This window comes from Leucobacter sp. CX87, from assembly GCF_018682295.1.
GTDB lineage: Bacteria > Actinomycetota > Actinomycetes > Actinomycetales > Microbacteriaceae > Cx-87.
This window is the reverse complement of the sequence record NZ_JAFIRI010000007.1, coordinates 162,657-186,849: the sequence shown is the minus strand read 5'-3', so window position 1 is coordinate 186,849 and position 24,193 is coordinate 162,657. Positions and strand designations below refer to the sequence as shown.

The following is a 24,193-nucleotide window of genomic DNA, read 5'->3' as shown; positions in this document are numbered from 1 at the left end:
CCCCCCCCCGCGAATTGTGTCCCTAGGGTCACCTCATTCGCCGACCCGGCACAAATGGTTGCTCCACGTGGGCGCGAGCAGCCATATGTGACGGCTCGACGAGAGTCAGGTGGGCTGCGCCAGGAGCGATTTGGCGAGCGGGTGCGGTCGAAGGCCGACGCCCAGGGCGAGCGCGACGCGCGTGGCGGCCTCTCGCGGGTGGTGCACCACGTCGGCGCTGCGCAGACGAATCACGCGGTATCCAGCCGCGCGAGCGCGATCCAGTCGCCAGATGTCCTTCTCGTACTGGGCCTTGCTCGTCCGATGCTGATCCCCGTCGAACTCGACGATGGTCATCCGAGCTCGATTGACCAGGTCAAAGCGGCCAATCCGGCCGTCGGTGTCGACGAGTTCGCCTTGGAGTTCGAAGGAGTCGGCCAGGCCGAACGCGTGCAACATGAGGCGAGTGAGCGTCTCCATGCGCGACTCGGCCCCCACTCGAGCGAGCTCGACAGCGATTCGGAGCGTTCGGGCACCCCTTCCGCGAAACCCTTGCACGCTGGTATTGAGCGACTCCGCGCTCGTGAGGGCCGGCACCCGTCCAGCAAACCCCCGAGGACGCACGAGGTGGTCGATTGCGACCACTTGCTCAATCAGGGGCAGCGTAGGGGCACTTTGCAAAAGTGCGGTCTCGGGGAACGCCACGGGAACGCCGTTGATGATGGCAATGGGTGTGGGACTGTCCCATTCGTGCCCGTGCACGCCGCGAGCCCGCGTTCGCGTGAACGGAGGCTGTGCTGTGACGTGCAGGTCTGGGGCTACTCGCAGCGGGCAGCCGTGGATGAGTAACGCGGAAGTGTGGCTGATCGCTTCGCCTGCCCGGAGTCTCGGGAGGATGAGCCGCGCGGCCCGCAGGGCCTGCTCGCGTGTCGATTCGACGCCCGGCGGCGCCGAGACAGATGAGCGCACGCCGTGGAACGGGGCGAGAAGCGATTGATTGCGCAGCGCGCCACGAGTTGCTCCCGCTTCCAACGCGACGTTGACGCTGAACGTCAGGGGAAGTAGCGGGAGCGGCGTGCGTCGACGGGGCATTGTCCGATTCTTGATCGCTCCGCCAAAGGGAAGGGCTTCGCTCGACAAATGTGGACAAACTCATTTCCGCTGCACGTTGTGGACAACCCGCGTGCGCTATTTCTCTGCCACATGACCCGTCACAAACGGTCGTTCAAGGCACCTTCGAGCAGCCATATGTGACGCGTCGACAATGGGACACGGAGCGAAGAGGCACCAAAGCCCACCCCGTGCGCCAACGCCCACCCCCGGCCTACACTCGCGATATGACGAGACCGCTTGAAAACTGGCATTCCCAACACGCGCAGAAGCTCACGCTCGGGCAGCGCGCCGCAGACCGTATGCGTAACGGCATGGGGTCCTGGGCCTTTATCGCCGGGTTCGTGGTCTTCATGCTGGCGTGGGCGCTGCTGAACCTGAGTGCGAAATCTTGGGACCCGTACCCGTTCATCCTGCTGAACTTGTTCTTGAGCATGCTCGCGGGCATGCAGGGAGCGATCCTGCTCATCGCGGCGAAGCGGCAGGATGCGATCGCCGCGGCGCTCGCCCAACACGACTTCGACACGAATACGGCGGCAAAGGCCGAGATCGAGGAGCTGATGGAGATCAACCGTCAGCAAATTGTCATGCTTCACGAACTGCGGGAGGTTCTGGGGCGACAGGGCGCTCAGTCGACGGGCGCTTCACCGGATCCGGACACCACCAGCAGCTCGCCGACCTCGCAGCCGAGCGCCTGACACACCGCGGTGAGCGTCGAGAAGCGAATCGCGCGGGCGCGGTCGTTCTTGAGGACCGAGAGGTTCACGACGCTCACGCCGACCCGCTCGCTGAGCTCGGTCAGGGTCATGCCGCGCTCGGCGAGCAAATCGTCGAGCCGGCACCGAATGGCGTGGGACTCCTCGGGCGGCACTAGACGAGCCCGTCCTGGTCGCGCTGCATGCGTTCTCCAATCACGAAGACCGTGCAGATCATGGCGATGGCGAAGGCAGCGATGAGGTATGAGCCGGGCGCCACGAAGACCGCAACCGCGTCGTACGCCCCACCCGTCGCGAGGTGGAGCGCGGCGTTGGACTGCATCACCTCGAGGACCTTCTGCAGCGCGACACCAATCAACGCGGTGATTCCCGCGGTCGAGACTAGGAGGGTATTGCGCTTGCTAAAAATGGTGCCGCGCAACAGCGAGATACTCAGCCCCACGAGGCAGGCCACCACGGCCGCGGTCAGGATCACGGTCACGATCACGCCGAGGATGCCCGGGACCACTAGGGCGGCGGTCGGCTCGATCACCGTGATGGTGCCGGTGTCAACGGCGACGGGGAGCGAGGCGCCCGCTTCGCCATACGTCAGGGGAGCCTCGAAATCACCAAACGTCACCGGTACGGTGATGGGCCCCGAGCTGACGAGGCTCAGGATCTGCCGTACCGCGAAGACGACGGTGGCGACCACGAGGGCGATGCCTGCCGCCACAAAAGCGATCAGGGCCCATCGGTCGCCTCGGGACGGACGGTAGGGGGTGGTGGCGCTCATTGCCGACTCCATATCGATTATCGTTGTTATCGCTTATCGATATGGTGTCGGAATTGACGCGAGGTGTCAAGCTCGCACTCCGCCGCTGGCGAACACCGGCGAAAACCTCGGGAACGGGTCGTACGCTGTGAGTACGGCGCAATTGGCGACCCCGTCCAGACGCGCCCCAGGAGGAACATATGTTTGAGAGATTTACCGACCGGGCCCGCCGGGTGGTTGTCCTCGCCCAAGAAGAGGCGAAGATGCTCAACCACAACTACATCGGGACCGAGCACATTTTGCTCGGCCTGATTCACGAGGGCGAGGGTGTCGCAGCCAAGGCCCTCGAGCAGTTGGGGATCTCTCTGGACGCCGTGCGCGAGCAGGTGACCGAGATCATCGGCACCGGCCAGCAGCCGCCCGCCGGCCACATCCCCTTCACGCCGCGCGCGAAGAAGGTGCTTGAGTACAGTCTCCGCGAGGCGCTGCAGCTCGGCCACAACTACATCGGGACCGAGCACATCCTGCTCGGCCTGCTCCGCGAAGGCGAGGGGGTTGCCGCGCAGGTACTCGTCAAGCTCGGGGCAGAGCTCAATCGCGTGCGCCAGACCGTCATCCAGCTCCTCTCCGGCTACCAGGCCGGGAAAGAGCAGGTCTCGGCCGGCGTGACGGAGACCGGCAGCGACAAGGGTTCGCAGGTGCTCGACCAGTTCGGGCGCAACCTCACGAACGCCGCCCGCGAGGGCAAGCTCGATCCCGTGATCGGGCGCGAGAAGGAAATCGAGCGGGTCATGCAGATCCTCTCGCGTCGCTCCAAGAACAACCCCGTCCTGATCGGCGAGCCCGGCGTGGGTAAGACGGCCGTCGTCGAGGGCCTCGCCCAGGCCATCGTCAAGGGCGATGTCCCCGAGACGCTGAAGGACAAGCAGGTGTACATGCTTGACCTCGGCTCGCTTATCGCGGGTAGCCGCTACCGCGGCGACTTCGAGGAACGCCTGAAGAAGGTCACCAAGGAGATCCGCAACCGCGGCGACATCATCATCTTCATCGACGAGATCCACACCCTCGTTGGCGCGGGTGCAGCAGAAGGCGCGATCGACGCCGCCAACATCCTGAAGCCGCTGCTTGCCCGTGGCGAGCTGCAGACCATCGGTGCGACCACGCTCGACGAGTACCGCAAACACTTCGAGAAGGACGCGGCTCTCGAGCGTCGGTTCCAGCCCATCCAGGTAGGCGAGCCGTCGATCCCGCACGCGATCAACATCCTCAAGGGGCTGCGCGACCGCTACGAGGCGCACCACAAGGTTTCGATCACCGACGGCGCACTCGTCGCGGCGGTCAACCTGTCGGCGCGCTACGTCTCCGACCGCTTCCTGCCGGACAAGGCCATCGACCTGATTGATGAGGCCGGCGCCCGCCTGCACCTCTCGATCCTGTCGAGCCCGCCCGAGCTGCGCGAGTTCGACGAGAAGATCGCCGTCGTTCGTGCCGACAAGGAGCAGGCGATTGACGGCCAGGACTTCGAGAAGGCCGCGAACCTGCGCGATGAAGAGAAGAAGCTCATCGCCGAACGCCTCAAGCTCGAGAAGCAGTGGCGCTCGGGCGACGTCACCACGAATGCCGAGGTCGACGAGGGGCTGATCGCCGAGGTGCTCGCCCAGGCGACCGGCATCCCGGTCTTCAAACTCACCGAGGAAGAGACCAGTCGTCTTCGGTTCATGGAAGAGGCCCTGCACCAGCGGGTCATCGGCCAGAACGAGGCCATCTCGGCGCTCGCCAAGACGATCCGTCGCCAGCGCGCCGGCCTCAAGGATCCGAAGCGTCCCTCGGGCTCGTTCATCTTCGCCGGCCCCACGGGCGTCGGCAAGACCGAACTCGCCAAGGCGCTCGCCGAGTTCCTGTTCGACGACGAAGACGCGATGATTTCGCTCGACATGTCGGAGTACGGCGAGAAGCACACGGTCTCTCGTCTCTTCGGTGCCCCTCCCGGGTTTGTCGGCTTCGAAGAGGGTGGCCAGCTCACCGAGAAGGTGCGGCGCAAGCCGTTCTCGGTCGTCCTGTTCGACGAGATCGAGAAGGCGCACCCGGACATCTTCAACTCGCTGCTCCAGATCCTGGAGGAGGGACGTTTGACGGACGGCCAGGGCCGAATCGTGGACTTCAAGAACACCGTGATCATCATGACCACGAACCTCGGTTCGAAGGGTATCGCCGGCGGCCCCGTCGGCTTCCAGCTCGAGGGCAACTCTGGTGTCGGATACGACCTGATGAAGGGCAAGGTGATGGAGGAGCTCAAGAAGCACTTCAAGCCCGAGTTCCTGAACCGCGTCGATGACATCATCGTGTTCCCGCAGCTGTCGAAGCCCGAGCTGCTGCAGATCGTCGACCTGTTCGTGAAGCGTCTCGCCGATCGCCTGCTCGATCGCGACATGCGCATCGAGGTGTCGGTGCCGGCTCGCGAGCGTCTGATTGAGCTCGGGTACGACCCGACGCTGGGCGCTCGCCCGCTGCGTCGTGCGATTCAGCGCGAGGTCGAGGACCAGCTCTCGGAGCGGATCCTGGGCGCCGAGCTGCTCGCGGGTGACCTCGTCAAGGTCGGGTTCGAGAACAACGAATTCACTTTCGAGACCGAGCGCGGCTCGAGCGACCGGGGCAACGCCGCGGCCTCGACGGCCGCAGCGGTCGCGTCGACGGCGCCCACCGCGGAATAATCACTGCGCACTGACACGAACGCCCCGGCCAGTTTGGCCGGGGCGTTCGTGCGTCACGGGCAGGATCCTGCCGGGCGGTGGTACCGGCGTGCGTTACGCTTCGAAGGTGGAAACTGCAGTGCCCGAGACGGGCGAGATTCGGATTCGGCCAGCGCGCACCGCTGACGTGCGCCCCATGCTGGAGCTCATGGCTCCGCTGGTCGAGCGACGAATCCTGCTGGGCAAGGAACTCGTCAACATGTACGAGACCGTGCAGAAGTTTTTGGTCGCCGTCAACGTGCGGGGAGAGGTCGTTGGCTTTGGCGCGCTGCACGTGATGTGGGAGCACCTCGGCGAGGTGCGCACGCTTGGCGTGAGCGACGAATGGCTCGGACGCGGGGTCGGCCACCGCCTCCTGGCCGCGCTCGAGGACCGAGCGCTTGAACTCGGCCTGACCCGCCTGTTCTGCCTTACCTTCGAGGTCGACTTCTTCGCGAAGCACGACTTCGAAGTCATGCACGACGACGGCAATCTGCGCCTCGCGGCCGACGCCTACGCCGAGCTCCTTCGTTCGACCGATGAGGGCGTAGCCGAGTTCCTCGATCTTGCCCGGGTCAAGCCGAATACGCTCGGGAACACCCGAATGCTGAAGAAGATCGCGAACTAGCGCCAGCGAGCCTGGGCGAGCGCCCCGTGTTCGGGGTGTCTGACCTGACTCGCACGCCCCGCGGGCTACTCTGTGCCCATGTCGACGATGCGGAATCCGGTCGGGCCCGAGGACAAGCGCGTATACCTGCGCCGGCGATTGCTCGTGCTCGCCGGACTGATTGCGGTCATCGTTGCGGTGGTGCTCGTCATCGTGAAGCCCGGCTCATCGAGCGGGCAAAGCGAGTCGAAATCGGTCGAGCTTCCGGCTGATGTGACCGAGAAGGTCGCGTCTCCGAAGCCCGACGGAGCCGCAGCGGACGCGCCTCCGGTGTGCGCCGAAGGTGACCTGCTGGTCGAGGCAGTGACGAGCCAGAGCAGCTATGCCTCCGGGGAGATGCCCGCCCTGACTCTCCTGGTGACGAACCGCGGTACGGCTGAATGCACGGCCGATCTCGGCACCGCCGGAATGCGCTTCGAGATCTCGAGCGGCCCCGAGCAATACTGGAACTCTGGTGACTGCCAAAAGAACCCGTCGAGTCTGCCGGTGATCCTGAAGCCTGCCGAGACACTCGAATCGGACCCGGTCGCTTGGGACCGCACGCGCAGCGCCCCCGACACCTGCGAGGTCGAGCGCGATCCGGTTCCCGGCGGTGGCGCGTCGTACCACCTCTTCGTCGAGGCGGCTGGGGTTCGCTCGGCGGACTCTGCGCAGTTCATCTTGCAGTAGCAAAGCGTTGTATTCGGGGACTATCCGAGCCCGCGAATCGGCGGTACGGTGATGCCATGAACGAGCCACGAATCAAGCGCACGGAACGCCACCTGGAAATTCCGCAGGGAACCGACGAGGGAGTTGCGGTGGATGAAATGGTTACTGGACTGCTCTCGGGGGATATGAACCGCGTGCTGCACTCGCTGCACGAACCGCACCTCGAGGTGGACCCGGACCGCAAGCCACCCAAGCACGGCTAGCGTTTCTCGAGTCCCAGGAGCTCTTCGGCGCGAAGGGCGAGCCAGAGTTCAGCGCGGTCGTCAGCTCGGCTGAGGCTGCGGCCGGTGAGTTCTTCCGCCTTCCGGATCCGCGCGGCCAGGGTATTGCGGTGCACGCCGAGGGCGTCGGCAGCGGGCCCCGAACGACCCCCGTGCTCCAAGAGCGTGCGGAGCGACTCGCGGAGAATCATCCGCTCCGCAAGCCCCGTGGTGTGCTCGCTCTCGGGGGAGCCGTCGTCACTGACGCCGAGCGCAAGCTCGCCCAGCACTGACAGGATCGGCCCGGCGTCACCGGAGGACAGCAGGGCTTCGAGCAAGGGCGTGTCTCGTTCCGCCCAGCGAGCGACCGGGAGTCGCGGCGCATCGTAGAGCGCCGCCGAGGGCGAGAGCGAGTCCAGCAGCGACAGCGTCGATCGGAGGCTTGCCGTGAGCGTGCGGGGAGTGGCGGGTCGCCCCACCGCGACATCGAGCCCGTGCCCCGCGGCGCCGAGCAGCGCGCTCTGGATGGTCTCGGGGGAGTCCTCGATCACTTGCCAGGCGCGCGCGAGGTCGCGAGGCGCCGAGTGTGCGGGGTCTGCTGGGGCCTGCGACGACGCGGTGGCCGGCCCGCGGAGCACGAGCCGCCCGGTGCCCGACCTGGGTGTGCGGTGCCAGGCCGCGAGGGCTTCCGGGGTGCCCTGGAGCCCAATGACACGGAGCTGCGCGGGCAATGTAAACGAGGGATCGAGGACGCGAGCGGCGTCCCGCGCGCCGGGGGCCCCGCGCAGCACGAGCGAGGCCGCGCGCGCCCACCGTTCGCGCGCGTGCTCCTGCTCGACCGCGCGCTGGCGTTGCTCGAGCCCGAGGGCGATGCTGGCGGCGGTGACGGCCGCGCGCTCTGCCGGGCCGTTGAGCTCGGGGCCGTGCACCGCCAGGAGGCGCCCGCCCCCTCCTTCGAAGTCGAGCGGATGAAAGGACCATCCCGGCGGCGCGTGGAGCGGATCGATGGGGGAGTCGGGCGCCGGGAAACCCGCGGTGGCCGCCTCGATCGCGCCTCCGTCGTCGATCACCCCCACCTGGCGGCCCGTGGCCGAGGACAGGATGGCGAGCACTGCGGCGGGACCGAGACCGCCGACGGCCGCGTCGATAATGCGCTGCTGCGCGCCCAAGGCCCGGTGGGCAGCTTGCAGTTCGTCGCCCGCGAGCAGCCCCGCGACGGCCTTGCTCACCGCAATGAACGGCGTGGGTGGGGGCACTTCGATGAGCGCGAGTCGGAAGTCGCTGGCGGCCGCAACGAGCGGCGCGGGAATGCGGTCGTGTGTGACCCCGACACCGAAGCCGATCGCGGCGACGCGCGCGCGAGCGAGCGATGCAACAACGTCGCGCCAGGCGGGGTCGAGCGGCCCCAGGCTGAGGCCTGTCGTGAGCACGAGTTCCCCGCCATCGAGGTAGGCGCTGAGGTCGGTCAGTTCGGTGGTCGAGACCCAGGTCACCTCGGGGTCGCCGGGCCCGGCCTGCACAAGGCGGAGCCCCAGCTGCGGGATGGCGAGGAGTTCAGAGAGCGTGGCCATAGTGAATTCTTGCACAGTCAAAGGGGTCAGTGAAGTGCAGAACTACCATGCCGCGGGTCATGGCGCTCGCCTAGACTGGGCGCACCACCGGCGAGGCGAAGGAGCTCAAGTGAACGCGCAGGATCCCCAGGTGAACGGCCCCCTCTCGGGCGTTCGCGTCGCCGATTTCTCGCGAGTGCTCGCGGGGCCGTATGCGACGATGCTGCTCGCCGATCTCGGCGCCGACGTCATTAAGATCGAGGGCCCCGAGGGCGATGGCACACGCCAATGGACGCCGCCGGCGAACGCGGTTGGTCAGAGTACCTACTACGCCGGCGCGAACCGCGGGAAGCGCTCGGTGGTCTGCGACCTCCGGGATCCTGCCGGACTCGCAGTCGCCACCGAGCTGGCCCAGAGCGCGGACGTCGTCATCCAGAATTTCAAGCCGGGCACGATGGAGCGCTTTGGGCTCGGGTACGAGGCGGTCGCCGAGCAGAATCCTGGCGTCGTGTACTGCTCGATCTCGGGATTTGGTGACGCGGAGGGTGCCGAGCTGCCCGGCTACGACCTGCTGGTGCAAGCGGTTGGCGGGCTCATGAGCATCACCGGGCAGGCTGAGGGAGAGCCCACCAAGGTGGGCGTCGCGCTCGTGGACATCATCACGGGGCTGAACGCGGTCATCGGCATTCAGGCGGCGCTTCGGGCGCGCGACGACGAGGCTTCCTCGGTGCGGGGCCAGGGGCAGCACGTCCGCGTCAATCTGCTCTCGTCGCTGCTGTCCGCCCTCGCAAATCAGGCGTCGTCGACGCTCGAGACCGGGGTGTCCCCGGGCCGCATGGGCAACGCGCATCCCTCGATCGCGCCGTACGAGACGTTCGCGACGGCCGACCAGACGATCGCCCTCGCCGTCGGCACCGACGGGCAGTTCGCCCAGCTGGCCGACGTGATCGGGGCCCCCGGGCTCGCGAGCGATGCCCGATTCACGAACAACGAATCGAGGGTAGCGCACCGAGCCGAATTGCGTGAAGAGCTGGAGTCGCGACTGCGCACCCGCCCCGCGACCGACTGGTTGCCGGAGTTCGCCGATCGCAAGGTCCCCGCCGGACGGGTCAACTCGGTCGCCCAGGCGCTCGAGCTCGCCGAGTCGCTCGGCCTGGATCCTGTGGCGAAGACGCCGGCGCTTGCCCCGGACGGGACGATGCACCCGGTGCGCACGGTCGCGAATCCGGTTGGGCTCTCGCTCACCCCTGCTCGCTACACCAGCCCGCCGCCGGGACTCGGTGAGCACGATGGCGCCAACTGGCTACCGCGCTAACCCACAGGCTGCACCCCACAATTTCTGAAGCTCAAAGGAGACCCGCATGACCACCACCATTGATGCCCTGTTCAACGTCGCCGACTTCGTGACGGAGGAGGAGCGCGCCTGGCAGATGAAGGCGCGCGAGTTCGCCCAGACCCGCATCAAGCCGGTCATCGACCAAGACTTCGAGGATCGCCGCCTGCGCCTCGACCTCGTCAAGGAGGTCGGCGCGCTCGGCTTCTTCGGCATGTACATGGAGGGCTATGGGATGGCCGGCGCCTCGTCGGTCGCCTACGGCCTCGTCGCGATGGAGTTTGAGGCCGTCGATTCGGGCTTCCGCACCGCGCTCTCGGTGCAGGGCTCGCTCGCCATGGGCGCGATCTACAAGTTCGGCTCCGAGGCGCAGAAGCAGGAGTGGCTGCCGCGCATGGCATCGGCCGAGGCCATCGGCTGCTTTGGACTGACGGAGCCGCAGGGCGGGTCGGACCCGTCGACCATGATTACGACGGCGAAGCGTGACGGTGACGAGTGGGTCATCAACGGCAAGAAGCGCTGGATCGGCCTGGCCACCGAGGCGGCCGTCGCCGTGATCTGGGCGAAGGACGAAGAGGGCATCGTGCGCGGTTTCGTTGTGCCCACCGAGACACCGGGCTTTGAGGCCCGCGCGATCGAGAACAAGCTCTCGATGCGTGCGTCACTGCAGTGTGAGATCGACCTCGTCGATGTGCGCTTGCCAGCCGACGCGATCCTGCCGGGTTCGAAGGGGCTTTCTTCACCCTTCAAGTGCCTGAACGAGGCGCGCTACGGCATCTCGTGGGGGGTCATGGGCGCGGCTCGTAACTGCCTCGAGGTCGCGGTCGAGCGCTCGCAGACGCGCGAGGTCTTTGGCTCGCCGATCGGCGGCAAGCAGATTATCCAGGCGAAGCTCGCGGACTGCTTCCTCGAGTATCAGAAGGGCCTGCTGCTCGCGCTGCACCTCGGCCGCCTGAAGGACGCCGGGACGCTCACGCACGGACAGATCAGCGTGGGCAAGTTGAACAACGTGCGCGAGGCCATCAAGATTGCGGGCACGTGCCGCGCGATCCTGGGGGGCGACGGCATTACGAGCGACTTCCCCGTGATGCGTCACATGGCGAACCTCGAGTCGGTCCGGACCTACGAGGGCACGGACGAAATCCATGCCCTCGTGATCGGCCGCGAGCTCACCGGCATCGCCGCGTTCGCGTAACCCTTTCGCAGGATCCGCGCTACGCGCGGGTCCGGTTCGCCGGGCGGCCGCTCGGGCGACGCACCAGTCCCACACGGGTGCGCGCCTGACGGCCGCTCGCGCGTTCAACGGTGACGTGCCAGCCGTGCTGGGCGAGGTGGCTGAGGTCGCGCTTTGCTGCGCGATCAAAGTGCTCGGTCTCAACGATGTAGGTGGTCTGGCCTGCGCCGCGGTAGACAGAGCGGTGCTCTGCCCAGTTGGGGATGCGGGGACCGGCATCGTCACCGAGGTCGTGGTAGGGGGTGCTGTATCGCGAAGCCGACGGAGCGCTCTGCTCCAGCGTCGCGGAATTGGACTGGTACTGCATGATGTTTCCTTTCGAGTCGCCCTCCATACGGGAGAGCGTCGAGGTGCCAATTGGGCTACCTCGAAATTGCTGGCGCGAAGCCAGCCGCGGATGAACCGCGAGAGTGAATGTGGCCGGCAAGTGTGCGGGCCGTGATTGCGAGAGCGAAACGTAAGAGAGTGGACGCGCGGAGGGTGGTGGTACACCAGCTCGGCATCAAGAATCAGACTCGATTGATCAAGATATCACGGGCGGTGGCGGAACGCAAGCGGGCGTCCAAGAGTGTGGCGGTATGCCGTACTCCTGGACGCCCAGTTGCGGGGGACTGCGGGGTGTTGCCGGGCGGCTACCGGCCGGCTTCTGCCAGGGCGTAGGCCTGCTCGCCGTGTACGACGGTGTCGATGCCCGCGAGCTCGTCCTCGCTCGTGATGCGGAACCCGATGGTCTTCTGGATCACGAATCCGATGACCCAGGCGACCGCGAAGCTGTAGAGCATCACGGCGAGCACGGCGATGACCTGCACGGCCAGCTGGCGGGCGTCGCCGCCGACGAAGAGCCCGGTCTCGGTCGCGAAGAAGCCGAGGTACAGCGTCCCGATCATGCCGCCGACGAGGTGGATCCCGACCACGTCAAGCGAGTCGTCGTATCCGAGGCGGAACTTCCAGTCGACCGCGATCGCACACACGACGCCGGTGACCGCACCGAGCAGCAGCGCCCACGCCGGCGTCAGGTTTGCGCAGGCAGGGGTGATGGCGACGAGGCCCGATACGGCTCCCGAGGCGGCGCCCACCGCGGTCGGCTTCCCGCTCCGCATCTTCTCGACGACCAACCAGCCCAGGATCGCGGTGCCCGCGGCCCCCAGCGTGTTCAGGATGATGAGACCAGTGTTCGCCATCCCGTTGAGCCACTCGGCGCCGGCGTTGAATCCAAACCAGCCGAACCAGAGCAGCGCTGCACCGGTGAGCGTGAGCGGCACGTTGTGCGGCTTCTGGATGCCGGGCTTGAAGCCGATCCGCTTGCCCAGGATGAGGGCGAGGGCGAGGGCCGCGGCGCCCGCGTTCATGTGGACCGCGGTGCCACCGGCGTAGTCGATCACGGCGATGCCCGAGTCCTCGCCGAACAGGGTGTTGCCGAGGTTCATGATCCAGCCGCCGCCCCATACCCACGCGGCGACCGGGAAGTACACCGCGGTGGCCCAGATGCCGGCGAAGACCATCCACGAGCCGAACTTGGCGCGGTCAGCAATTGAGCCCGAGATGAGCGAGACTGTGATGATGCCAAAGGTCGCGCCGAACGCGACACCGAGCAAATCGGGGGTGGAGGTGTCACTTGCCGCCATCGCCGAGAGGCCGAAGTCCGAGAAGGGGTTGCCCGCGAAGTCGCCGGGGGAAGAGACGACCGACATGTTGTAGCCGTACAAGATCCAGAGGCCGGCAACCAGGCCCATCGCGCCGAAGCTGAGCATCATCATGCTGACGACGCTCGTCATCTTGACGAGCCCGCCATAAAAGAATGCGACGCCGGGCGTCATCAACAGCACCATGGCCGTTGAGATGATCACCCAGGCAATTGTTCCGGTATCCATAGTCGTTCCTCACCGCGTAGAAGGGGGCACAGAATCGAGACAAGAACTGCTCGTGTCGACAGCATGCCCGCCCGATGTTTCCGCGGGCGGCAGAGTTCTGTTTCCATCGCGTTAAAGGTGCGGGGCCTGATTTCCGGCGTGTAACGGGGTGGGTAGTGCGCCGAGCGTGGAGCATCTCGGTATCGATTCCTGCTGGCCGGTTCCGGGGCTAGGTGTGGCCGAGGGGTTGGTCCTGCCCGCGCTGCCGTGCTGTCCGCGGCTCACGTGCAAGCATTTCTGGGGCGCGAGCGACGAGGAGCCACACGGGCAGCACGACGAAGCAGAGTACGGGCAAGAGGCGCACGTCTCCGGAGACGACAACGGCGATGAAGATAGCAATCCAACCGTCACGGGACACGGCGAGCACCATGCCTAACGTGCCGCAACCGATCGCCAGCCCCAGGGGTATCTGCGGGAAGAATGCCTGGCAGAGCATGCCCACGGCAACCCCGATAAAGACTGCCGGGAAGATCCGTCCGCCACGGAACCCCGAAGTGGCAGCGATGAGCAGGGCGAAGAGCTTGATGCCCACGATTCCGATGAGCTGCCATGCTGTGAACGCTCCGGCTTGATCGACGAGTTCCACCATCTGGGTGCTTCCCTTGAACAGCGTGATCGGACCGCCCAAGGCGCCCAACAGGCCCAACAACACACCTCCCAGGGTCGTGTACAGAAGGGGCATTTTTAACGTGCGAAACAGCGAATAGAGCGGTTGAAACAGGACGGATCCCACAAGCCCGAGGAGAGCCGCGACGCAGGCGACGGCCACGGCGGCCGGCAAGAGTTGCAGGAGCGGGCCCTCGGTGCTGGGCACCACGGGCGGTCGCAGTTGCTCGGCCCCAAGAAACGCCATCGTTATCGAGGCGACGCTGGCGGAAAGGAGGGGGAGGAACAATCGGTCCCACAACACGCCGCCGGACTTCGCCGCCGCAACCACACCGGTCAACACGAGTATCGCCGCTATCGGGGTTCCAAACAGTGCCCCGATGGTTCCGGCCGCGGACACCATCACCACCAGTTCGATGTCCACGCCCGGAAACACGCGGGTGACCAGGGCGACCAGCAATGCCGTGTTGATGGCGATGATGGCGGACTCTGGTCCGAGGCTCACGCCGCCGGCCAGCCCCAATACCGTCACGAGCGCCAGACCCGGAACCGCGCCGAGCGACATTGGCGGCGCGATGAGCTCGACGGTTGCCGAGTCTGTGCCAGCGCGACCGGGAACGAAGGTGGCGATCAGTCCCACGGAAAGCCCGATCAGGCTCAATACGCCAAAGATCCACCACCGTGAATCGGGCGAGACGCCGAGGGCGTGCGGCAGGTGCACCCAGAGGAGTCCTTCAAGCAGATGCGCGGCCTCGTCGACCGCGAAGAGGCCCACCGCAGACACCACGCCGACGACGAGCGCTGGCACCGACAGCTGGAGCAGCTGTCGGACCGACGGGACTTCCTGCTCACCCAAGGTGGTCACGGTCCACATGCTACGCGAGCATCAGGTCCTTGTCAGGAGCGGGAATTGAAGAGCGCTCCTCGCATCAATCTCCACGCCGCACTCCCTCAAATGGGGCTCCGGGCTGGGGCGGCTCCGATTAGAGTCAGGCCATGCACGTTCGCAGGGAGGCGGCCATCGAGGACGGTTGGCTCTTCCCCGAGAATCCGAGAGGGCGACCCCATGGCTCCCAGCACGAATCGACCGGAATTCAACCAGCTTGACTTTGCCGGTAAGCTCCGCGTCGTAGTGGTTTCCATCCTGCGAGTGGCACTGATACTCACGGGGTCCTTCGCGCTGTACTTCCTCATCCCCATCGATGGCTTCAATGCGGAGAATCCCCTGGCCGCCTGGATTCGGCTTTCCGCCGTAGTGCTGGCCTTTGTCGGAGTACTCGCGCTGCAGGTACGAACCGTGGTGGCGGCAGACGTGCCGCAGATCCGGGCGGTCGAGGCTGTCGTGGTGAGCGTGGTCTCGTTCGTGCTGCTCTTCGCGTTGCTCTATCTCTCGATTTCGACGAGCGACGCGTCCGCGTTCAGCGAGCCGATGGACCGCGTGGATGCGCTGTACTTCACGTCAAGCACCTTCACCACGGTCGGGTTTGGGGACATCGTCGCCACGGCAATGCTGACGCGCGGCCTGGTGTCGCTCCAGATGATCGCCGGTCTTGGCGTTTTATGGATGGTGGCGAAGGTGGCCTTCTTCGCTGCGCAGCAGGGACTGCAGCGAACACAGGGCGAGCCTGAGGCGGAGTGACTCCCTCGTGAAAGAGAAAACCCCCGCGATCCCAGTTTTTCACGGGGATCTGCGGGGGTTCTCGGTGGCGGTGACGGTGGGATTTGAACCCACGGTAGGGGTGAACCTACACAACATTTCGAGTGTTGCACCTTCGGCCGCTCGGACACGTCACCGCTAGCAATATTACGCAAGACCGGCACGGAATAAAAATCGAGGCTCTCTGTTCGGTGTGCCGCCCGGAAATCCGGGGATGTCGGAGGCCCCGGCTAGGCTTTTGGTATGGCCAAGTCGAGCGGATTCGCGTGTTCTGAGTGTGGCTGGCGCGCCCTGAAGTGGGTGGGGCGCTGCGGTGAATGCCAGCAGTGGGGCACGGTGGCCGAGGTGGGTGCTTCCCCCGGGGCCGGCACCGGCAAGCGCACCACCGCGACGGCGCCTGGTCTCGCGCGAGCGGCGAAGCCCATAACGAGCCTCATCGGAGCCGAGGTGAGCCACCGGCCCACCGGTATCGGCGAACTCGACCGGGTGCTCGGCGGCGGTCTCGTCGCCGGCGCCGCGATCCTGCTCTCGGGCGAGCCCGGGGTGGGCAAGTCGACGCTGCTGCTGGAGGCGGCGGCGAAGGCGGCGAGCACGGGTCAGAAGGTGCTCTACGTGAGCGCCGAGGAGTCGGCCGGGCAGGTCCGCATGCGCGCCGGGCGCACGGGCGCCCTGCACGAGTCGCTGTTCTTCGCGTCCGAGACCGACCTGGGTACTGTGCTCGGCCAGATCGAGGCGGTCGACCCGGCGCTCGTCATCATCGACTCCGTCCAGACCATCGCAAGCGATGCCATCGACGGTATTGCTGGCGGTCCGTCGCAAGTGCGCGAGGTCGCCGCGGCCCTCATTCGCACCGCGAAGGACCGCGATACCCCCGTCATCCTGGTCGGGCACGTCACCAAGGACGGCCAAGTTGCCGGCCCGCGGCTGCTCGAGCACCTCGTCGATGTGGTGTGCCACTTTGAGGGCGACCGGCGCAGCGCGCTCCGCTTCCTGCGCTCGCTCAAGAATCGCTTCGGCCCCACCGACGAAGTTGGCTGCTTCCAGATGAGCGGGACGGGCATCGAGGAAGTGCCCGACCCCAGCGGGCTCTTCCTGAGCGACCGCACGGAGCCGGTCAGCGGCACGTGCACGACGATTGCGCTCGAGGGACGGCGCGCCATCCCCGTTGAGGTGCAGGCGCTCGTCGTCCCGGCGACCAGCGGTGGCAATCCGCGCCGGGTGATGAGCGGCGTCGACGGCAGTCGGGTCGCCATGCTGTTGGCCGTGATCGAGCGGCGGTTGAACGTTGCCGTCGCGGGCTGCGATGTCTACGTGTCCACCGTGGGCGGCCTGAGGCTCACCGAGCCGGCCGCCGATCTGGCGATCGCCCTCGCCCTGCTCTCCGCGATCAACGACTCGCCGCTTCCGCACACGCTCGCCGCGTACGGCGAAGTCAGCCTCGCGGGCGAGATCCGTGCGGTGTTGGGCGGAGCCCAACGCGAAGCCGAAGCCACACGCCTGGGATACAAAAACCTGATCGAGTCCCAGTTCGCGACCCTCGACGGAGTTCGCACGAGCCTCTTCGAGTGGCAACCTGCCCCAGCGAGATAGGGCGGCTCAGAAGCGAGATAGACTTGACCACCGTGAGCAGCAACAACACCGTAGACGTCGTCCTCATTGGCGGCGGAATCATGAGCGCCACCCTCGGTACCCTCCTTGCGGAGGTCGAGCCCGAGTGGTCGATTGCTCTGTACGAGCGCCTCGGCGCGGTCGGCGAAGAGAGCAGCAACGCGTGGAACAACGCCGGCACCGGCCACGCCGCCCTCTGTGAGCTGAACTACATGCCCGAGGGGGCAGACGGCAGCCTGTCGCCCGACAAGGCCATCGACATCAACGAGCAGTTCCAGCTGAGCCGCCAGTGGTGGGCCTCGCTGGTCGAAGACGGCACGCTCGGCGAGCCGAACGACTTCATCAACTCGACCCCGCACATGACGTTCGTCATGGGCGAGGCAAACGTTGACTACCTGCGTCGCCGCTACGAGGTCCTCAAGCAGCAGCCGCTGTTCTCGGATATGGAATTCAGCGACGACCCCGCCGTCATTGCGGAGTGGGCCCCGCTGCTCATTGAGCGCCGCAAGAAGGGCGAGGCGGTCGCCGCGACGCGCTCCGAGAGCGGTACCGACGTCGACTTCGGCTCGGTCACGCGTCAGCTCACCGCGCACCTCGAGAGCACGGGCGTCAAGGTGCACCGCGGCCACGATGCGCGCAAGGTTCGTCGCCGCGCAGACGGCACCTGGGACGTCTTCGTGCGCAACCAGTCGGGCTATGGCACGACCGTCGTCAATGCGAAGTTCGTCTTCGTTGGCGCGGGCGGCGGCGCCCTGCACCTGCTCCAGTCCTCGGGTATTCCCGAGATCAAGGGCTTCGGTGGCTTCCCGATCAGCGGCCAGTTCCTGCGCTGCGACAAGCCCGAGGTGGTGGCGGAACACCAGGCGAAGGTCTACGGCAAGGCGTCGGTCGGCGCCCCGCCCATGTCGGTTCCCCACCTCGACACCCGAGTCGTCGACGGCGGCACGAGCCTGCTCTTCGGCCCGTACGCCGGGTTCACCCCCAAGTACCTGAAGAAGGGCTCCTGGTGGGACCTCTTCGGCTCGATCCGCCTGCACAACCTCATGCCCATGATCCAGGTGGGCCTGCGTGAGATGTCGCTCGTGAAGTACCTCATCACCGAGGTGCTTGCCGGCAACACCAAGCGCATGCAGGCGCTGCGCGAGTTCATGCCGACCGCGAAGGACGAGGACTGGTACCTCATCACCGCCGGTCAGCGTGTGCAGGTCATGAAGAAGGACCCGCAGAAGGGCGGCGTGCTGCAGTTCGGCACCGAAGTCATCACGGGAGGCGAAGGCACGATTGCCGGCCTGCTGGGCGCCTCACCGGGCGCCTCGACCGCGGTTCCCGCGATGCTCGGCGTCCTCGAGCGCTGCTTCCCCGAGAAGTTCGAGCAGCAGTGGCGCGCGAAGTTCCTCAAGCGCGTGCCGGCGCTCGGCACGGGGGTCAACCACGATCTGGCCGCGACGCAGGCAACGCTGGCCGAGACCGCCCGCGTGCTGAACCTCACCGGTTCCGCCGTGGCACGGGCCGAATAGCCAACCACTCCTGTTTCGCCCGAACGGGGCTCGTCGAGTGACGGGCCCCGTTCGGCGTTCCTGCCCGTGCCTGCCCGGATCCTGGTGCCGAGACGTCTGAATCTGCGGCATCACGTGAGCTGAAGCCGCAGATTCAGACGTCTCGATAGAGCGGAGTCGGCAGGATCCTGCCGGCCCCAGGTGCGCGAAAGCGCCAGCAGCGCCTACGGCGCGAGCAGCCCCTCGAGGAAGGCGGCGGTGTCCTCCCAGCCCTCCACGGCCTGGCAGCGCACGCCCATGGCGAGCACCGGGTAGTCGTTTCCCTCGGGGTCCAGGCGGTCCCCGACAAACAGCATCTCTGCAAGAGGGACGCCGGTGTGCGCCTCAAGCTTGCGCATGCCGTACGCCTTGTCGATGCCGCTGCGGGTGATGTCGACCGAGGTCGAGCCGCCGCTGCGCACCTCGAGGCCGGGCAGCCGGTCGGCGACGGCCTGGCGAAGGGCGCCCTTGCGCTCGCCTGTCGGGTCCCATTGCACCTTCTCATCGACGGGTGCGCGCTGGCCGAGGGCGGAGAAGGTGACCTGCGAGCCGCGGTCTTCCAGGATCTCGCCCCAGACGCGTGACTCCCAGAGCCCGAGCCGTTCGGCCTCCTCGCGCAAGGCGGTCAGCGCCGACGCACGCTCATCGGGCGTGAGGTTTTCTTCGTACACGCTTACCCACGCGCCGTCCTGACGCCGCACATAGCGGGTGCCGCAGGTCGGCATCAGGTGCAATCGCTCGAGCCGTGACTCGGGGATCGCACCGAGGCGGTCGAGGATCTGGGCCTCGAACTGGGCGAAGTTTCCACCCGAGATGACCGCCACGCTGGTGGCTTCGAGCAGTCGTTCCAGGAGCCCGAGCATGCGTGGGTCGAGCGGGGACTTTGACGGGGCGAGGGTGTCGTCGAGGTCAAAGGCGATGAGTGCGGGGAGGGAAGTCACACGTCTGATTCTTCCACGTACGCCAGCGTGCCCCGCCCGGGAAGCGACCTCATTTTCGTTTTTCGCGCAGCGTTCGGTAGGGTTGTCCTTGCATGAAAATGCGATCGGGATGTGGCGCAGCTTGGTAGCGCACGTCGTTCGGGACGACGGGGTCGCAGGTTCAAATCCTGTCATCCCGACAAATTGCCCCGGAACAACGTTGAGAAATCAACGAGGTTCCGGGGCTTTCTTGTTTCAGTCCAGGGCTTCGCGCCCGTGCCGTTCCTATTTCGAGGTGGAAAGCGGTGTTCCGGCGACCGGTGTGGGGAGTCGGCCCGGCCGGAACCGGCGCATGAATCCCCACCGCAGCACCGCATAGAGCGCCTCCAACACGATCGCGGCGCTCATCTTCGACCTGCCGCCCTCGCGCTCGACGAAAGTGATCGGAACCTCGACGATTTTCGCCCCGAACCGCTCAAGCGTCCAGGCGAGTTCGACCTGAAAACCATAGCCGTGTGAGGTGAGGGTGCCGAGGGGCACCGACGCGAGTGCGATTGTCCGGATGGCGCGGAACCCGCTCGTCGCGTCGCGCAGCCGAGAACCAAGCACCAGGCGCGTCACCGCGGTGCCCGCGCGTGAGATCCACTGTCGATATCGCGGCCAGCCGTGAATGACGCCGCCAGGGACCCAGCGCGAACCCAGGGCGAGATCGGCCCCTCCCGCGACCGCCCTGAGCATAGACGGGAGCTGCTCGGGCAGGTGCGACCCGTCGGCGTCGATCTCGATGGCCACTGTGTAGCCCTCGGCGAGTGCACACTCAAACCCCGTGATGTACGCCGTCCCGAGGCCCAACTTTCCCGGCCGATGCAGCACGCGAACGGCGGGATCCTGCGCCGCCAATGCCTCGACGATCGCGCCCGTGCCGTCGGGGCTCGCGTCGTCGACGACCAGGATGTCGGCATGCGGGACCGCGGCGCGCACCCGTGCGATCACGGCCCCGATGGTGGCCGCCTCGTTGTAGCTCGGCATCACGACGAGAATGCGGGGGAGCGCCACGTTACTTCCCCGCGAGCGCGCGCAGGCCGTCGGCGTCGTGTGCAGACGTACCGTCGCGGTGCTCGCGCATCAGCCGCTCGATCTCGGCGGGAACCGCCCCCGCAGCGATGCGGTCGAGCAGCTCGGTGTGTTCCTGCGACAGCCGTTCGGCGATGTCGGCGCTGTACCCGATGACGGCCGCCCGGACGGCGGCAATGCGCAGCTGCCCGCGCTCGAGCGTCTCGCGCAAATACCGGTTCGGGCAGGCCGACTGCAGGATCCGGTGGAACTCCAGGCTGCCTTCGTTGTAGCGGTGGAAGTCGCCGTCTCGGTGCGCCGCGTCCATGTCTCGGTTGAGTTCCCGTGCGCGGTCGAGCTCGTCAAGCGTGAGGTGCGGGGCCGAGAGGGACACGGCGAGCGCCTCGAGCACGGCCTGCGTCTGCATGACGTCGCGGTAGGCGTTCGGCCCCACCTCCGCCACGCGCGCGCCGCGATGGTGCTCGACGATGATCACGCCCTCGGACTGCAGGCGGCGCAGCGCCTCGCGTACCGGAATCATGCTCACCCCGGTCTCGCTCGCGATGATGCCGATATTCAAGTTCTGACCTGGAACCAGCCGGCCGCCGACGACGCCCTCAAGCAGGTGGTCATAGACCCGTTGAGACTTGCTCGGCGTCGGGGAAGCGGTCATATCAATCACTGTATCGCGGCCTACGCGCCTGCGCCCGGGGACCGCCGACCTAGGCGGACAGCGTGCGCGGGGTGGCGCGCGCGTACTGCTCGACGAACCGACCCAGCACGAGGTGCGAGGCGCGGACGTCAGCGGTGGCGACGCCGTGTAGGATCTCCCCGATCGTCTCGGGGGCGAAGTAGCCGTGCTGTGAGTAGGCCTCGACCCTGGCCGCCATCGCTGCCTGATCAAGCTCGGGGTGGAACTGGGTCGCGTAGACGTTTTCGCCCACCCGGAAGGCCTGCACCGGGCAGCTGGGCGAGCTCGCGAGCACGGCGATATGCGCGGGGACGTCGCTGATGGCCTCCTTGTGGCTGACGAACGCCTCGAACTCCGGCGGTAGCTCCCGAAACAGCGGGTCGACGAGCCCGGCTTCGGTCAGCGCGATCCGCACCGCCTGGGAGGTCTCGCCGTAGACGTTGTTGACGGAGGCTCCCTGATGCGCGCCGATGGTCCCGATGCCGTAACAGACCCCGAGGAACGGCACGTCTCGCGCCACCACCTCGTCGAGCAGTTCCGCGAGCTCCCGCTCGACGCGCAGCTCGACCGCTGACTTACGCTCGATGGGCTCGCTCACGGTGAACGGGCTTCCCGCCAGGATCACACCGGAGTAGCTGGCAAGGTCGAGCTGGCCGAGCGGGGCCTGGTCAGCCCGGCGCCATTCGAGGTCGTCGCCCTCGAGCCCCGTGAGGGTGCAATACGAGGCATACTCCCCGGCGGCGACTTCGTCGTCGTCGCGGGTAGTGATGAGGAGAAACGGCTGCATGGGTTCTACCGTATCGGCAGAGCCCCCGGCACGTTCTGAGAGAGGAACACGAAGACGTCGTCGAGCTCGTCACGACTGACGGAGTGGCCGACGCCGGGGTACTCGCGCGCTTCGAGCGTCGAGTGCGTCGGTAGCCACGCGGCGGTGCGCGCGATTGCCTCTGCGCCGATGACGGGGTCGGCGACGTCTCGGCCCCAGAACAGGGGCGGGCGGAGCGCTTCGAGTTCGGCATCGCCCGGGAACACGCCAGGGGCGGTGAAGCCCGAGCAGTTGACGGCCGCGGCGAACCGTTGCGGCCGCGCGCGCAGCATCGAGGTGGCCATCACCCCGCCCTGGGAAAAGCCCATCACTGCGGAAGTCACCTGCGCGCCGGGCACGCGCGCTTCGACGTCATCGAGCCACTCCAGCACCGCCTGCGCGGCCAGCCAGGCGGCGTTCTCGGCACGGGACTCGGGGGCCGCGTCAGCCGACTGCAGCGACTCAGGGAACCAGGTGTACCCGCCGGTCAGAGGCGCGGCGACCGCGAACGGTGCGCGCAGCGACGCACAGACGAAGCCCTGGGGGAGCAGCGGCACGAGCCCGATCAGGTCACCCTCGTGCGAGCCGAGGCCGTGCATGAGGATGAGCAGCGGCCGTTCGGCGAGCGCGGCGACTGCGGAGGCTTCGTCGGCGGGCACGCCGCCGATCGTCCAACGAATGACCTGGGGATCGAGTGCGAGGGCGTGCATGCCGCCCAGACTAGCGATGAATGGTGAGTGATGCCTCTCCCCAGAGCCGCCCGCGTCAGGCAGAATGGCACCATGAGTGTGGACACCGAGGACCTCCCCGAACCGTCGCGCGTGCCGAACGAGAATCCCGGCTGGCTGAGTGAGCGCGAGCTCACCGAGGCCCGTGGCCGACTGCCGATGCTCTATGTCGAGGCGGTCCCGGTGCGCGTCGACGGGGTCGGCCAGGTGACCGAGGTTGGCTTGCTCTTGCGCAGCACCCCCGACGGCGTGATGACGCGTGCGCTGGTCGCCGGCCGTGTGCGGTTCGGCGAGACCATTCGCGACGCCCTGTTTCGTCACCTAGAGACGGACCTCGGCCCGATGGCGTTCCCGCTCATCCCGGCTGCCCCGGTCCCGGCGCAGGTCGCCGAGTACTTCCCGATGCCGGGGATGTCGCCGTACACCGACGAACGCCAGCACGCCGTGTCGCTCGTCTTCGTGGTGCCGGTGACGGGCACGTGCAACCCCCGCCACGACGCGCTCGAGGTGACCTGGATGGCGCCGGAGGAGGCGCTCTCGGGCGAGATGTCCCTCGAGCTCTCCGGCGGACGCGGGCGCCTGTTGCGCCAGGCCCTCGCGACCGTGGGCTGCTAGCGCACGCGGCGTTCGCCCGGCCGGTATTCTCGAGGGGTGAGCGACATCATCCTCGAGACCGAACGACTGACCCTGCGCCGGCCGACCGAAGCCGACCGCGCGACCGTCATTGACGCGTGCAACGACCCGGCGATCGTGCAGTGGGTGCCCCGCATCCCGAACCCTTACACGGGCGGCGACTTCGAGTGGTTCCTGCACACCTTCGTCGCCGACGGCTGGGACGCCGGCACCTTCTACACCTGGGCCATCGAGCACGAGGGCGAGCTCGTGGGCATGGTGAGCCTTGACAACATCGGATCCGGACAGTGCACGCTCGGATACTGGATGACGCCCGGCTCACGGGGCAAGGGGCTGCTTATGGAGGCGGTGCGCCGCGCCATTGACTACGCCTTCGCGACGGACGGCCTCGCGCTCGAGCGCATCGAGTGGCACGCGCTCGCCGGTAACGAGGCCTCGGCCCGGATCGCCCAGCGCGCGGGGTTCCGCTACGAGGGCCTGCTCCGCAAGGGCGAGGCCGGTCGCAATGGCCGCGTCGACGGACTCGTCGCCGGCCTCCTGGCGACGGACGAGCGCTCGCCGCAGGACTGGCAGCTGGCTTAGCGGCAGGATCCGGCCCGAGGGCTCACGCGGCGTCGGCCTCACGGCGACGCCAACGGATGAGGTGCTCGGGCGAGAACCGTTTCGCGCACTTGCCGCAGGACTGCGGCCGTGTGGGCTTGCGGTACCTGGCGTGCGCGTGACCCGCCGGGCAGTCGCCCAGCCACGGCGCGAGGTGCTGCGACGCGGCGTCGTCGTGGGTGCGGCCACCGACATAGCCGAGCTCGCGCGCGATGGCCTTCCACCTGGGGCCGTGCCCGGCGTGCGGTCCGGCGAGCGCGTGCGCGATTTCGTGCAGGATTACCTGGTGCACGTCGTCGTCCTTGCCGAGTTCGGCGAGCGGGCGAGACAGCGTGATCCGGTGGTCGGTGAAGTTGCAGAGGCCGGCCCGGCGCTTGGCCCGGTCGAACCCGAACGTCCAGACGTTCGGGTCGAGGTGTGTCCTGATGAGCGCCTCCGCCCAAATCCGAACCTTCGCCGGGTCGCTCATG

The 24,193-nt window shown here is 67.1% G+C and carries 25 protein-coding genes and 2 tRNA genes; 13 read left to right on the top strand and 14 right to left on the bottom strand.

Annotated features, from left to right (window positions below):
- Nucleotides 1-105 precede the first annotated feature (105 nt).
- On the bottom strand, nt 106-1,071 hold the full coding sequence (locus tag KOE53_RS11790) for a DUF559 domain-containing protein (RefSeq protein WP_188058597.1): 966 nt from the start codon (nt 1,069-1,071) through the stop codon (nt 106-108).
- Nucleotides 1,072-1,316: 245 nt separating this feature from the next.
- On the opposite strand from KOE53_RS11790, the gene KOE53_RS11785 reads away from it, so the two are divergent.
- Nucleotides 1,317-1,787, top strand: a complete 471-nt coding sequence (locus KOE53_RS11785; RefSeq protein WP_251364315.1) for a DUF1003 domain-containing protein — start codon at nt 1,317-1,319, stop codon at nt 1,785-1,787.
- Here KOE53_RS11785 and KOE53_RS11780 read toward each other — a convergent pair.
- Both KOE53_RS11780 and KOE53_RS11775 read right to left on the bottom strand, forming a co-directional pair.
- Complete coding sequence (locus KOE53_RS11780; RefSeq protein WP_188058596.1) at nt 1,718-1,960, bottom strand: helix-turn-helix domain-containing protein; 243 nt, start codon at nt 1,958-1,960, stop codon at nt 1,718-1,720. The two genes, KOE53_RS11785 and KOE53_RS11780, sit on opposite strands and share 70 nt — an antisense overlap.
- Nucleotides 1,960-2,577: a hypothetical protein gene (locus KOE53_RS11775; protein ID WP_188058595.1), complete on the bottom strand. Its 618-nt coding sequence runs from the start codon at nt 2,575-2,577 to the stop codon at nt 1,960-1,962. Before KOE53_RS11775 ends, KOE53_RS11780 begins: the two co-directional genes overlap by 1 nt.
- A gap of 179 nt (nt 2,578-2,756) precedes the next feature.
- On the opposite strand from KOE53_RS11775, the gene KOE53_RS11770 reads away from it, so the two are divergent.
- The 4 genes from KOE53_RS11770 to KOE53_RS11755 all read left to right on the top strand — a co-directional run bounded on the left by KOE53_RS11770 (nt 2,757) and on the right by KOE53_RS11755 (nt 6,863).
- Nucleotides 2,757-5,267 carry an ATP-dependent Clp protease ATP-binding subunit gene (locus KOE53_RS11770; RefSeq protein WP_188045781.1) on the top strand — a complete coding sequence of 837 codons (2,511 nt, stop codon included), beginning with the start codon at nt 2,757-2,759 and terminating at the stop codon, nt 5,265-5,267.
- 106 nt (nt 5,268-5,373) lie between these two features.
- Nucleotides 5,374-5,913: an amino-acid N-acetyltransferase gene (locus KOE53_RS11765; protein WP_256434441.1), complete on the top strand. Its 540-nt coding sequence runs from the start codon at nt 5,374-5,376 to the stop codon at nt 5,911-5,913.
- Nucleotides 5,914-5,991: 78 nt separating this feature from the next.
- On the top strand, nt 5,992-6,621 hold the full coding sequence (locus KOE53_RS11760; protein ID WP_188045780.1) for a hypothetical protein: 630 nt from the start codon (nt 5,992-5,994) through the stop codon (nt 6,619-6,621).
- A gap of 56 nt (nt 6,622-6,677) precedes the next feature.
- Nucleotides 6,678-6,863: a hypothetical protein gene (locus KOE53_RS11755; RefSeq protein WP_188045779.1), complete on the top strand. Its 186-nt coding sequence runs from the start codon at nt 6,678-6,680 to the stop codon at nt 6,861-6,863.
- On the opposite strand, the gene KOE53_RS11750 is transcribed toward KOE53_RS11755, so the two are convergent.
- Entirely contained in the window at nt 6,860-8,431 is a 1,572-nt protein-coding gene (locus KOE53_RS11750) for a PucR family transcriptional regulator (RefSeq protein ID WP_188058594.1), read from the bottom strand. The two genes, KOE53_RS11755 and KOE53_RS11750, sit on opposite strands and share 4 nt — an antisense overlap.
- 109 nt (nt 8,432-8,540) lie before the next feature.
- Between KOE53_RS11750 and KOE53_RS11745 the strand changes: the two genes are divergently transcribed.
- Both KOE53_RS11745 and KOE53_RS11740 read left to right on the top strand, forming a co-directional pair.
- Nucleotides 8,541-9,725, top strand: coding sequence for a CaiB/BaiF CoA transferase family protein (locus KOE53_RS11745; RefSeq protein WP_353055646.1), 1,185 nt, complete (start codon nt 8,541-8,543; stop codon nt 9,723-9,725).
- Nucleotides 9,726-9,771: 46 nt separating this feature from the next.
- Nucleotides 9,772-10,938, top strand: a complete 1,167-nt coding sequence (locus KOE53_RS11740) for an acyl-CoA dehydrogenase family protein (protein ID WP_188045776.1) — start codon at nt 9,772-9,774, stop codon at nt 10,936-10,938.
- Nucleotides 10,939-10,957: 19 nt separating this feature from the next.
- Here KOE53_RS11740 and KOE53_RS11735 read toward each other — a convergent pair whose 3' ends face one another.
- From KOE53_RS11735 to KOE53_RS11725, 3 genes are all read right to left on the bottom strand, one after another.
- Entirely contained in the window at nt 10,958-11,284 is a 327-nt protein-coding gene (locus KOE53_RS11735) for a hypothetical protein (RefSeq protein ID WP_241095526.1), read from the bottom strand.
- Between the two features lie 325 nt (nt 11,285-11,609).
- Entirely contained in the window at nt 11,610-12,848 is a 1,239-nt protein-coding gene (locus KOE53_RS11730; RefSeq protein WP_188058592.1) for an ammonium transporter, read from the bottom strand.
- Nucleotides 12,849-13,056: 208 nt separating this feature from the next.
- On the bottom strand, nt 13,057-14,358 hold the full coding sequence (locus tag KOE53_RS11725; RefSeq protein ID WP_353055645.1) for an ion channel protein: 1,302 nt from the start codon (nt 14,356-14,358) through the stop codon (nt 13,057-13,059).
- A gap of 201 nt (nt 14,359-14,559) precedes the next feature.
- Between KOE53_RS11725 and KOE53_RS11720 the strand changes: the two genes are divergently transcribed.
- The gene (locus KOE53_RS11720) at nt 14,560-15,132 is read left to right on the top strand and encodes a potassium channel family protein (RefSeq protein ID WP_188058590.1); all 573 of its coding nucleotides are present in this window, start codon (nt 14,560-14,562) and stop codon (nt 15,130-15,132) included.
- Nucleotides 15,133-15,197: 65 nt separating this feature from the next.
- On the opposite strand, the gene KOE53_RS11715 is transcribed toward KOE53_RS11720, so the two are convergent.
- Nucleotides 15,198-15,287: transfer RNA gene (locus KOE53_RS11715), tRNA-Ser, on the bottom strand.
- A 106-nt stretch (nt 15,288-15,393) separates the two neighbouring features.
- Between KOE53_RS11715 and radA the strand changes: the two genes are divergently transcribed.
- Together radA and KOE53_RS11705 are read left to right on the top strand one after the other, a co-directional pair.
- The gene (gene radA / locus KOE53_RS11710) at nt 15,394-16,740 is read left to right on the top strand and encodes a DNA repair protein RadA (protein ID WP_188045772.1); all 1,347 of its coding nucleotides are present in this window, start codon (nt 15,394-15,396) and stop codon (nt 16,738-16,740) included.
- A 32-nt stretch (nt 16,741-16,772) separates the two neighbouring features.
- Complete coding sequence (locus KOE53_RS11705; RefSeq protein WP_188045771.1) at nt 16,773-18,275, top strand: malate:quinone oxidoreductase; 1,503 nt, start codon at nt 16,773-16,775, stop codon at nt 18,273-18,275.
- A 203-nt stretch (nt 18,276-18,478) separates the two neighbouring features.
- Here KOE53_RS11705 and KOE53_RS11700 read toward each other — a convergent pair whose 3' ends face one another.
- Nucleotides 18,479-19,234 (bottom strand): HAD-IIB family hydrolase, encoded by a 756-nt coding sequence (locus KOE53_RS11700; protein ID WP_188058589.1) that lies wholly within the window; start codon nt 19,232-19,234, stop codon nt 18,479-18,481.
- Between the two features lie 105 nt (nt 19,235-19,339).
- Here KOE53_RS11700 and KOE53_RS11695 point away from each other — a divergent pair.
- Nucleotides 19,340-19,413 (top strand) — tRNA-Pro (locus tag KOE53_RS11695).
- Between the two features lie 85 nt (nt 19,414-19,498).
- Here the strand turns inward: KOE53_RS11695 and KOE53_RS11690 are convergent.
- Genes KOE53_RS11690 through KOE53_RS11675 form a run of 4 tightly spaced genes read right to left on the bottom strand, consistent with a single transcriptional unit; the run spans nt 19,499 to nt 22,472 of the window.
- Nucleotides 19,499-20,242, bottom strand: a complete 744-nt coding sequence (locus tag KOE53_RS11690; protein ID WP_188058614.1) for a polyprenol monophosphomannose synthase — start codon at nt 20,240-20,242, stop codon at nt 19,499-19,501.
- Nucleotides 20,243-20,270: 28 nt separating this feature from the next.
- Nucleotides 20,271-20,939, bottom strand: coding sequence for a GntR family transcriptional regulator (locus KOE53_RS11685; RefSeq protein WP_188058588.1), 669 nt, complete (start codon nt 20,937-20,939; stop codon nt 20,271-20,273).
- Between the two features lie 49 nt (nt 20,940-20,988).
- Nucleotides 20,989-21,744, bottom strand: a complete 756-nt coding sequence (locus KOE53_RS11680) for a glutamine amidotransferase (protein WP_188058587.1) — start codon at nt 21,742-21,744, stop codon at nt 20,989-20,991.
- 5 nt (nt 21,745-21,749) lie between these two features.
- Complete coding sequence (locus tag KOE53_RS11675; protein WP_188058586.1) at nt 21,750-22,472, bottom strand: alpha/beta hydrolase; 723 nt, start codon at nt 22,470-22,472, stop codon at nt 21,750-21,752.
- A gap of 72 nt (nt 22,473-22,544) precedes the next feature.
- On the opposite strand from KOE53_RS11675, the gene KOE53_RS11670 reads away from it, so the two are divergent.
- A complete protein-coding gene (locus KOE53_RS11670; RefSeq protein WP_188058585.1) occupies nt 22,545-23,105 on the top strand; it encodes a DUF4916 domain-containing protein in 561 nt (186 codons plus the stop codon).
- Between the two features lie 36 nt (nt 23,106-23,141).
- Nucleotides 23,142-23,705 (top strand): GNAT family N-acetyltransferase, encoded by a 564-nt coding sequence (locus KOE53_RS11665; RefSeq protein ID WP_188045765.1) that lies wholly within the window; start codon nt 23,142-23,144, stop codon nt 23,703-23,705.
- A gap of 22 nt (nt 23,706-23,727) precedes the next feature.
- Here KOE53_RS11665 and KOE53_RS11660 read toward each other — a convergent pair whose 3' ends face one another.
- On the bottom strand, nt 23,728-24,192 hold the full coding sequence (locus KOE53_RS11660; protein ID WP_188058584.1) for a SprT-like domain-containing protein: 465 nt from the start codon (nt 24,190-24,192) through the stop codon (nt 23,728-23,730).
- Nucleotide 24,193: the final 1 nt, after the last annotated feature.

Coding starts and splice junctions, on each gene's coding strand:
- KOE53_RS11750 (WP_188058594.1), bottom strand. CDS start 8,431: ATGGCCACGCTCTCTGAACTCCTCGCCATCCCGCAGCTGGGGCTCCGC.
- KOE53_RS11690 (WP_188058614.1), bottom strand. CDS start 20,242: ATGCCGAGCTACAACGAGGCGGCCACCATCGGGGCCGTGATCGCACGG.
- KOE53_RS11775 (WP_188058595.1), bottom strand. CDS start 2,577: ATGAGCGCCACCACCCCCTACCGTCCGTCCCGAGGCGACCGATGGGCC.
- KOE53_RS11770 (WP_188045781.1), top strand. CDS start 2,757: ATGTTTGAGAGATTTACCGACCGGGCCCGCCGGGTGGTTGTCCTCGCC.
- KOE53_RS11720 (WP_188058590.1), top strand. CDS start 14,560: ATGGCTCCCAGCACGAATCGACCGGAATTCAACCAGCTTGACTTTGCC.
- KOE53_RS11740 (WP_188045776.1), top strand. CDS start 9,772: ATGACCACCACCATTGATGCCCTGTTCAACGTCGCCGACTTCGTGACG.
- KOE53_RS11790 (WP_188058597.1), bottom strand. CDS start 1,071: ATGCCCCGTCGACGCACGCCGCTCCCGCTACTTCCCCTGACGTTCAGC.
- radA (WP_188045772.1), top strand. CDS start 15,394: ATGGCCAAGTCGAGCGGATTCGCGTGTTCTGAGTGTGGCTGGCGCGCC.
- KOE53_RS11735 (WP_241095526.1), bottom strand. CDS start 11,284: ATGCAGTACCAGTCCAATTCCGCGACGCTGGAGCAGAGCGCTCCGTCG.
- KOE53_RS11670 (WP_188058585.1), top strand. CDS start 22,545: ATGAGTGTGGACACCGAGGACCTCCCCGAACCGTCGCGCGTGCCGAAC.
- KOE53_RS11760 (WP_188045780.1), top strand. CDS start 5,992: ATGTCGACGATGCGGAATCCGGTCGGGCCCGAGGACAAGCGCGTATAC.
- KOE53_RS11660 (WP_188058584.1), bottom strand. CDS start 24,192: ATGAGCGACCCGGCGAAGGTTCGGATTTGGGCGGAGGCGCTCATCAGG.
- KOE53_RS11730 (WP_188058592.1), bottom strand. CDS start 12,848: ATGGATACCGGAACAATTGCCTGGGTGATCATCTCAACGGCCATGGTG.
- KOE53_RS11675 (WP_188058586.1), bottom strand. CDS start 22,472: ATGCACGCCCTCGCACTCGATCCCCAGGTCATTCGTTGGACGATCGGC.
- KOE53_RS11680 (WP_188058587.1), bottom strand. CDS start 21,744: ATGCAGCCGTTTCTCCTCATCACTACCCGCGACGACGACGAAGTCGCC.
- KOE53_RS11785 (WP_251364315.1), top strand. CDS start 1,317: ATGACGAGACCGCTTGAAAACTGGCATTCCCAACACGCGCAGAAGCTC.
- KOE53_RS11755 (WP_188045779.1), top strand. CDS start 6,678: ATGAACGAGCCACGAATCAAGCGCACGGAACGCCACCTGGAAATTCCG.
- KOE53_RS11685 (WP_188058588.1), bottom strand. CDS start 20,939: ATGACCGCTTCCCCGACGCCGAGCAAGTCTCAACGGGTCTATGACCAC.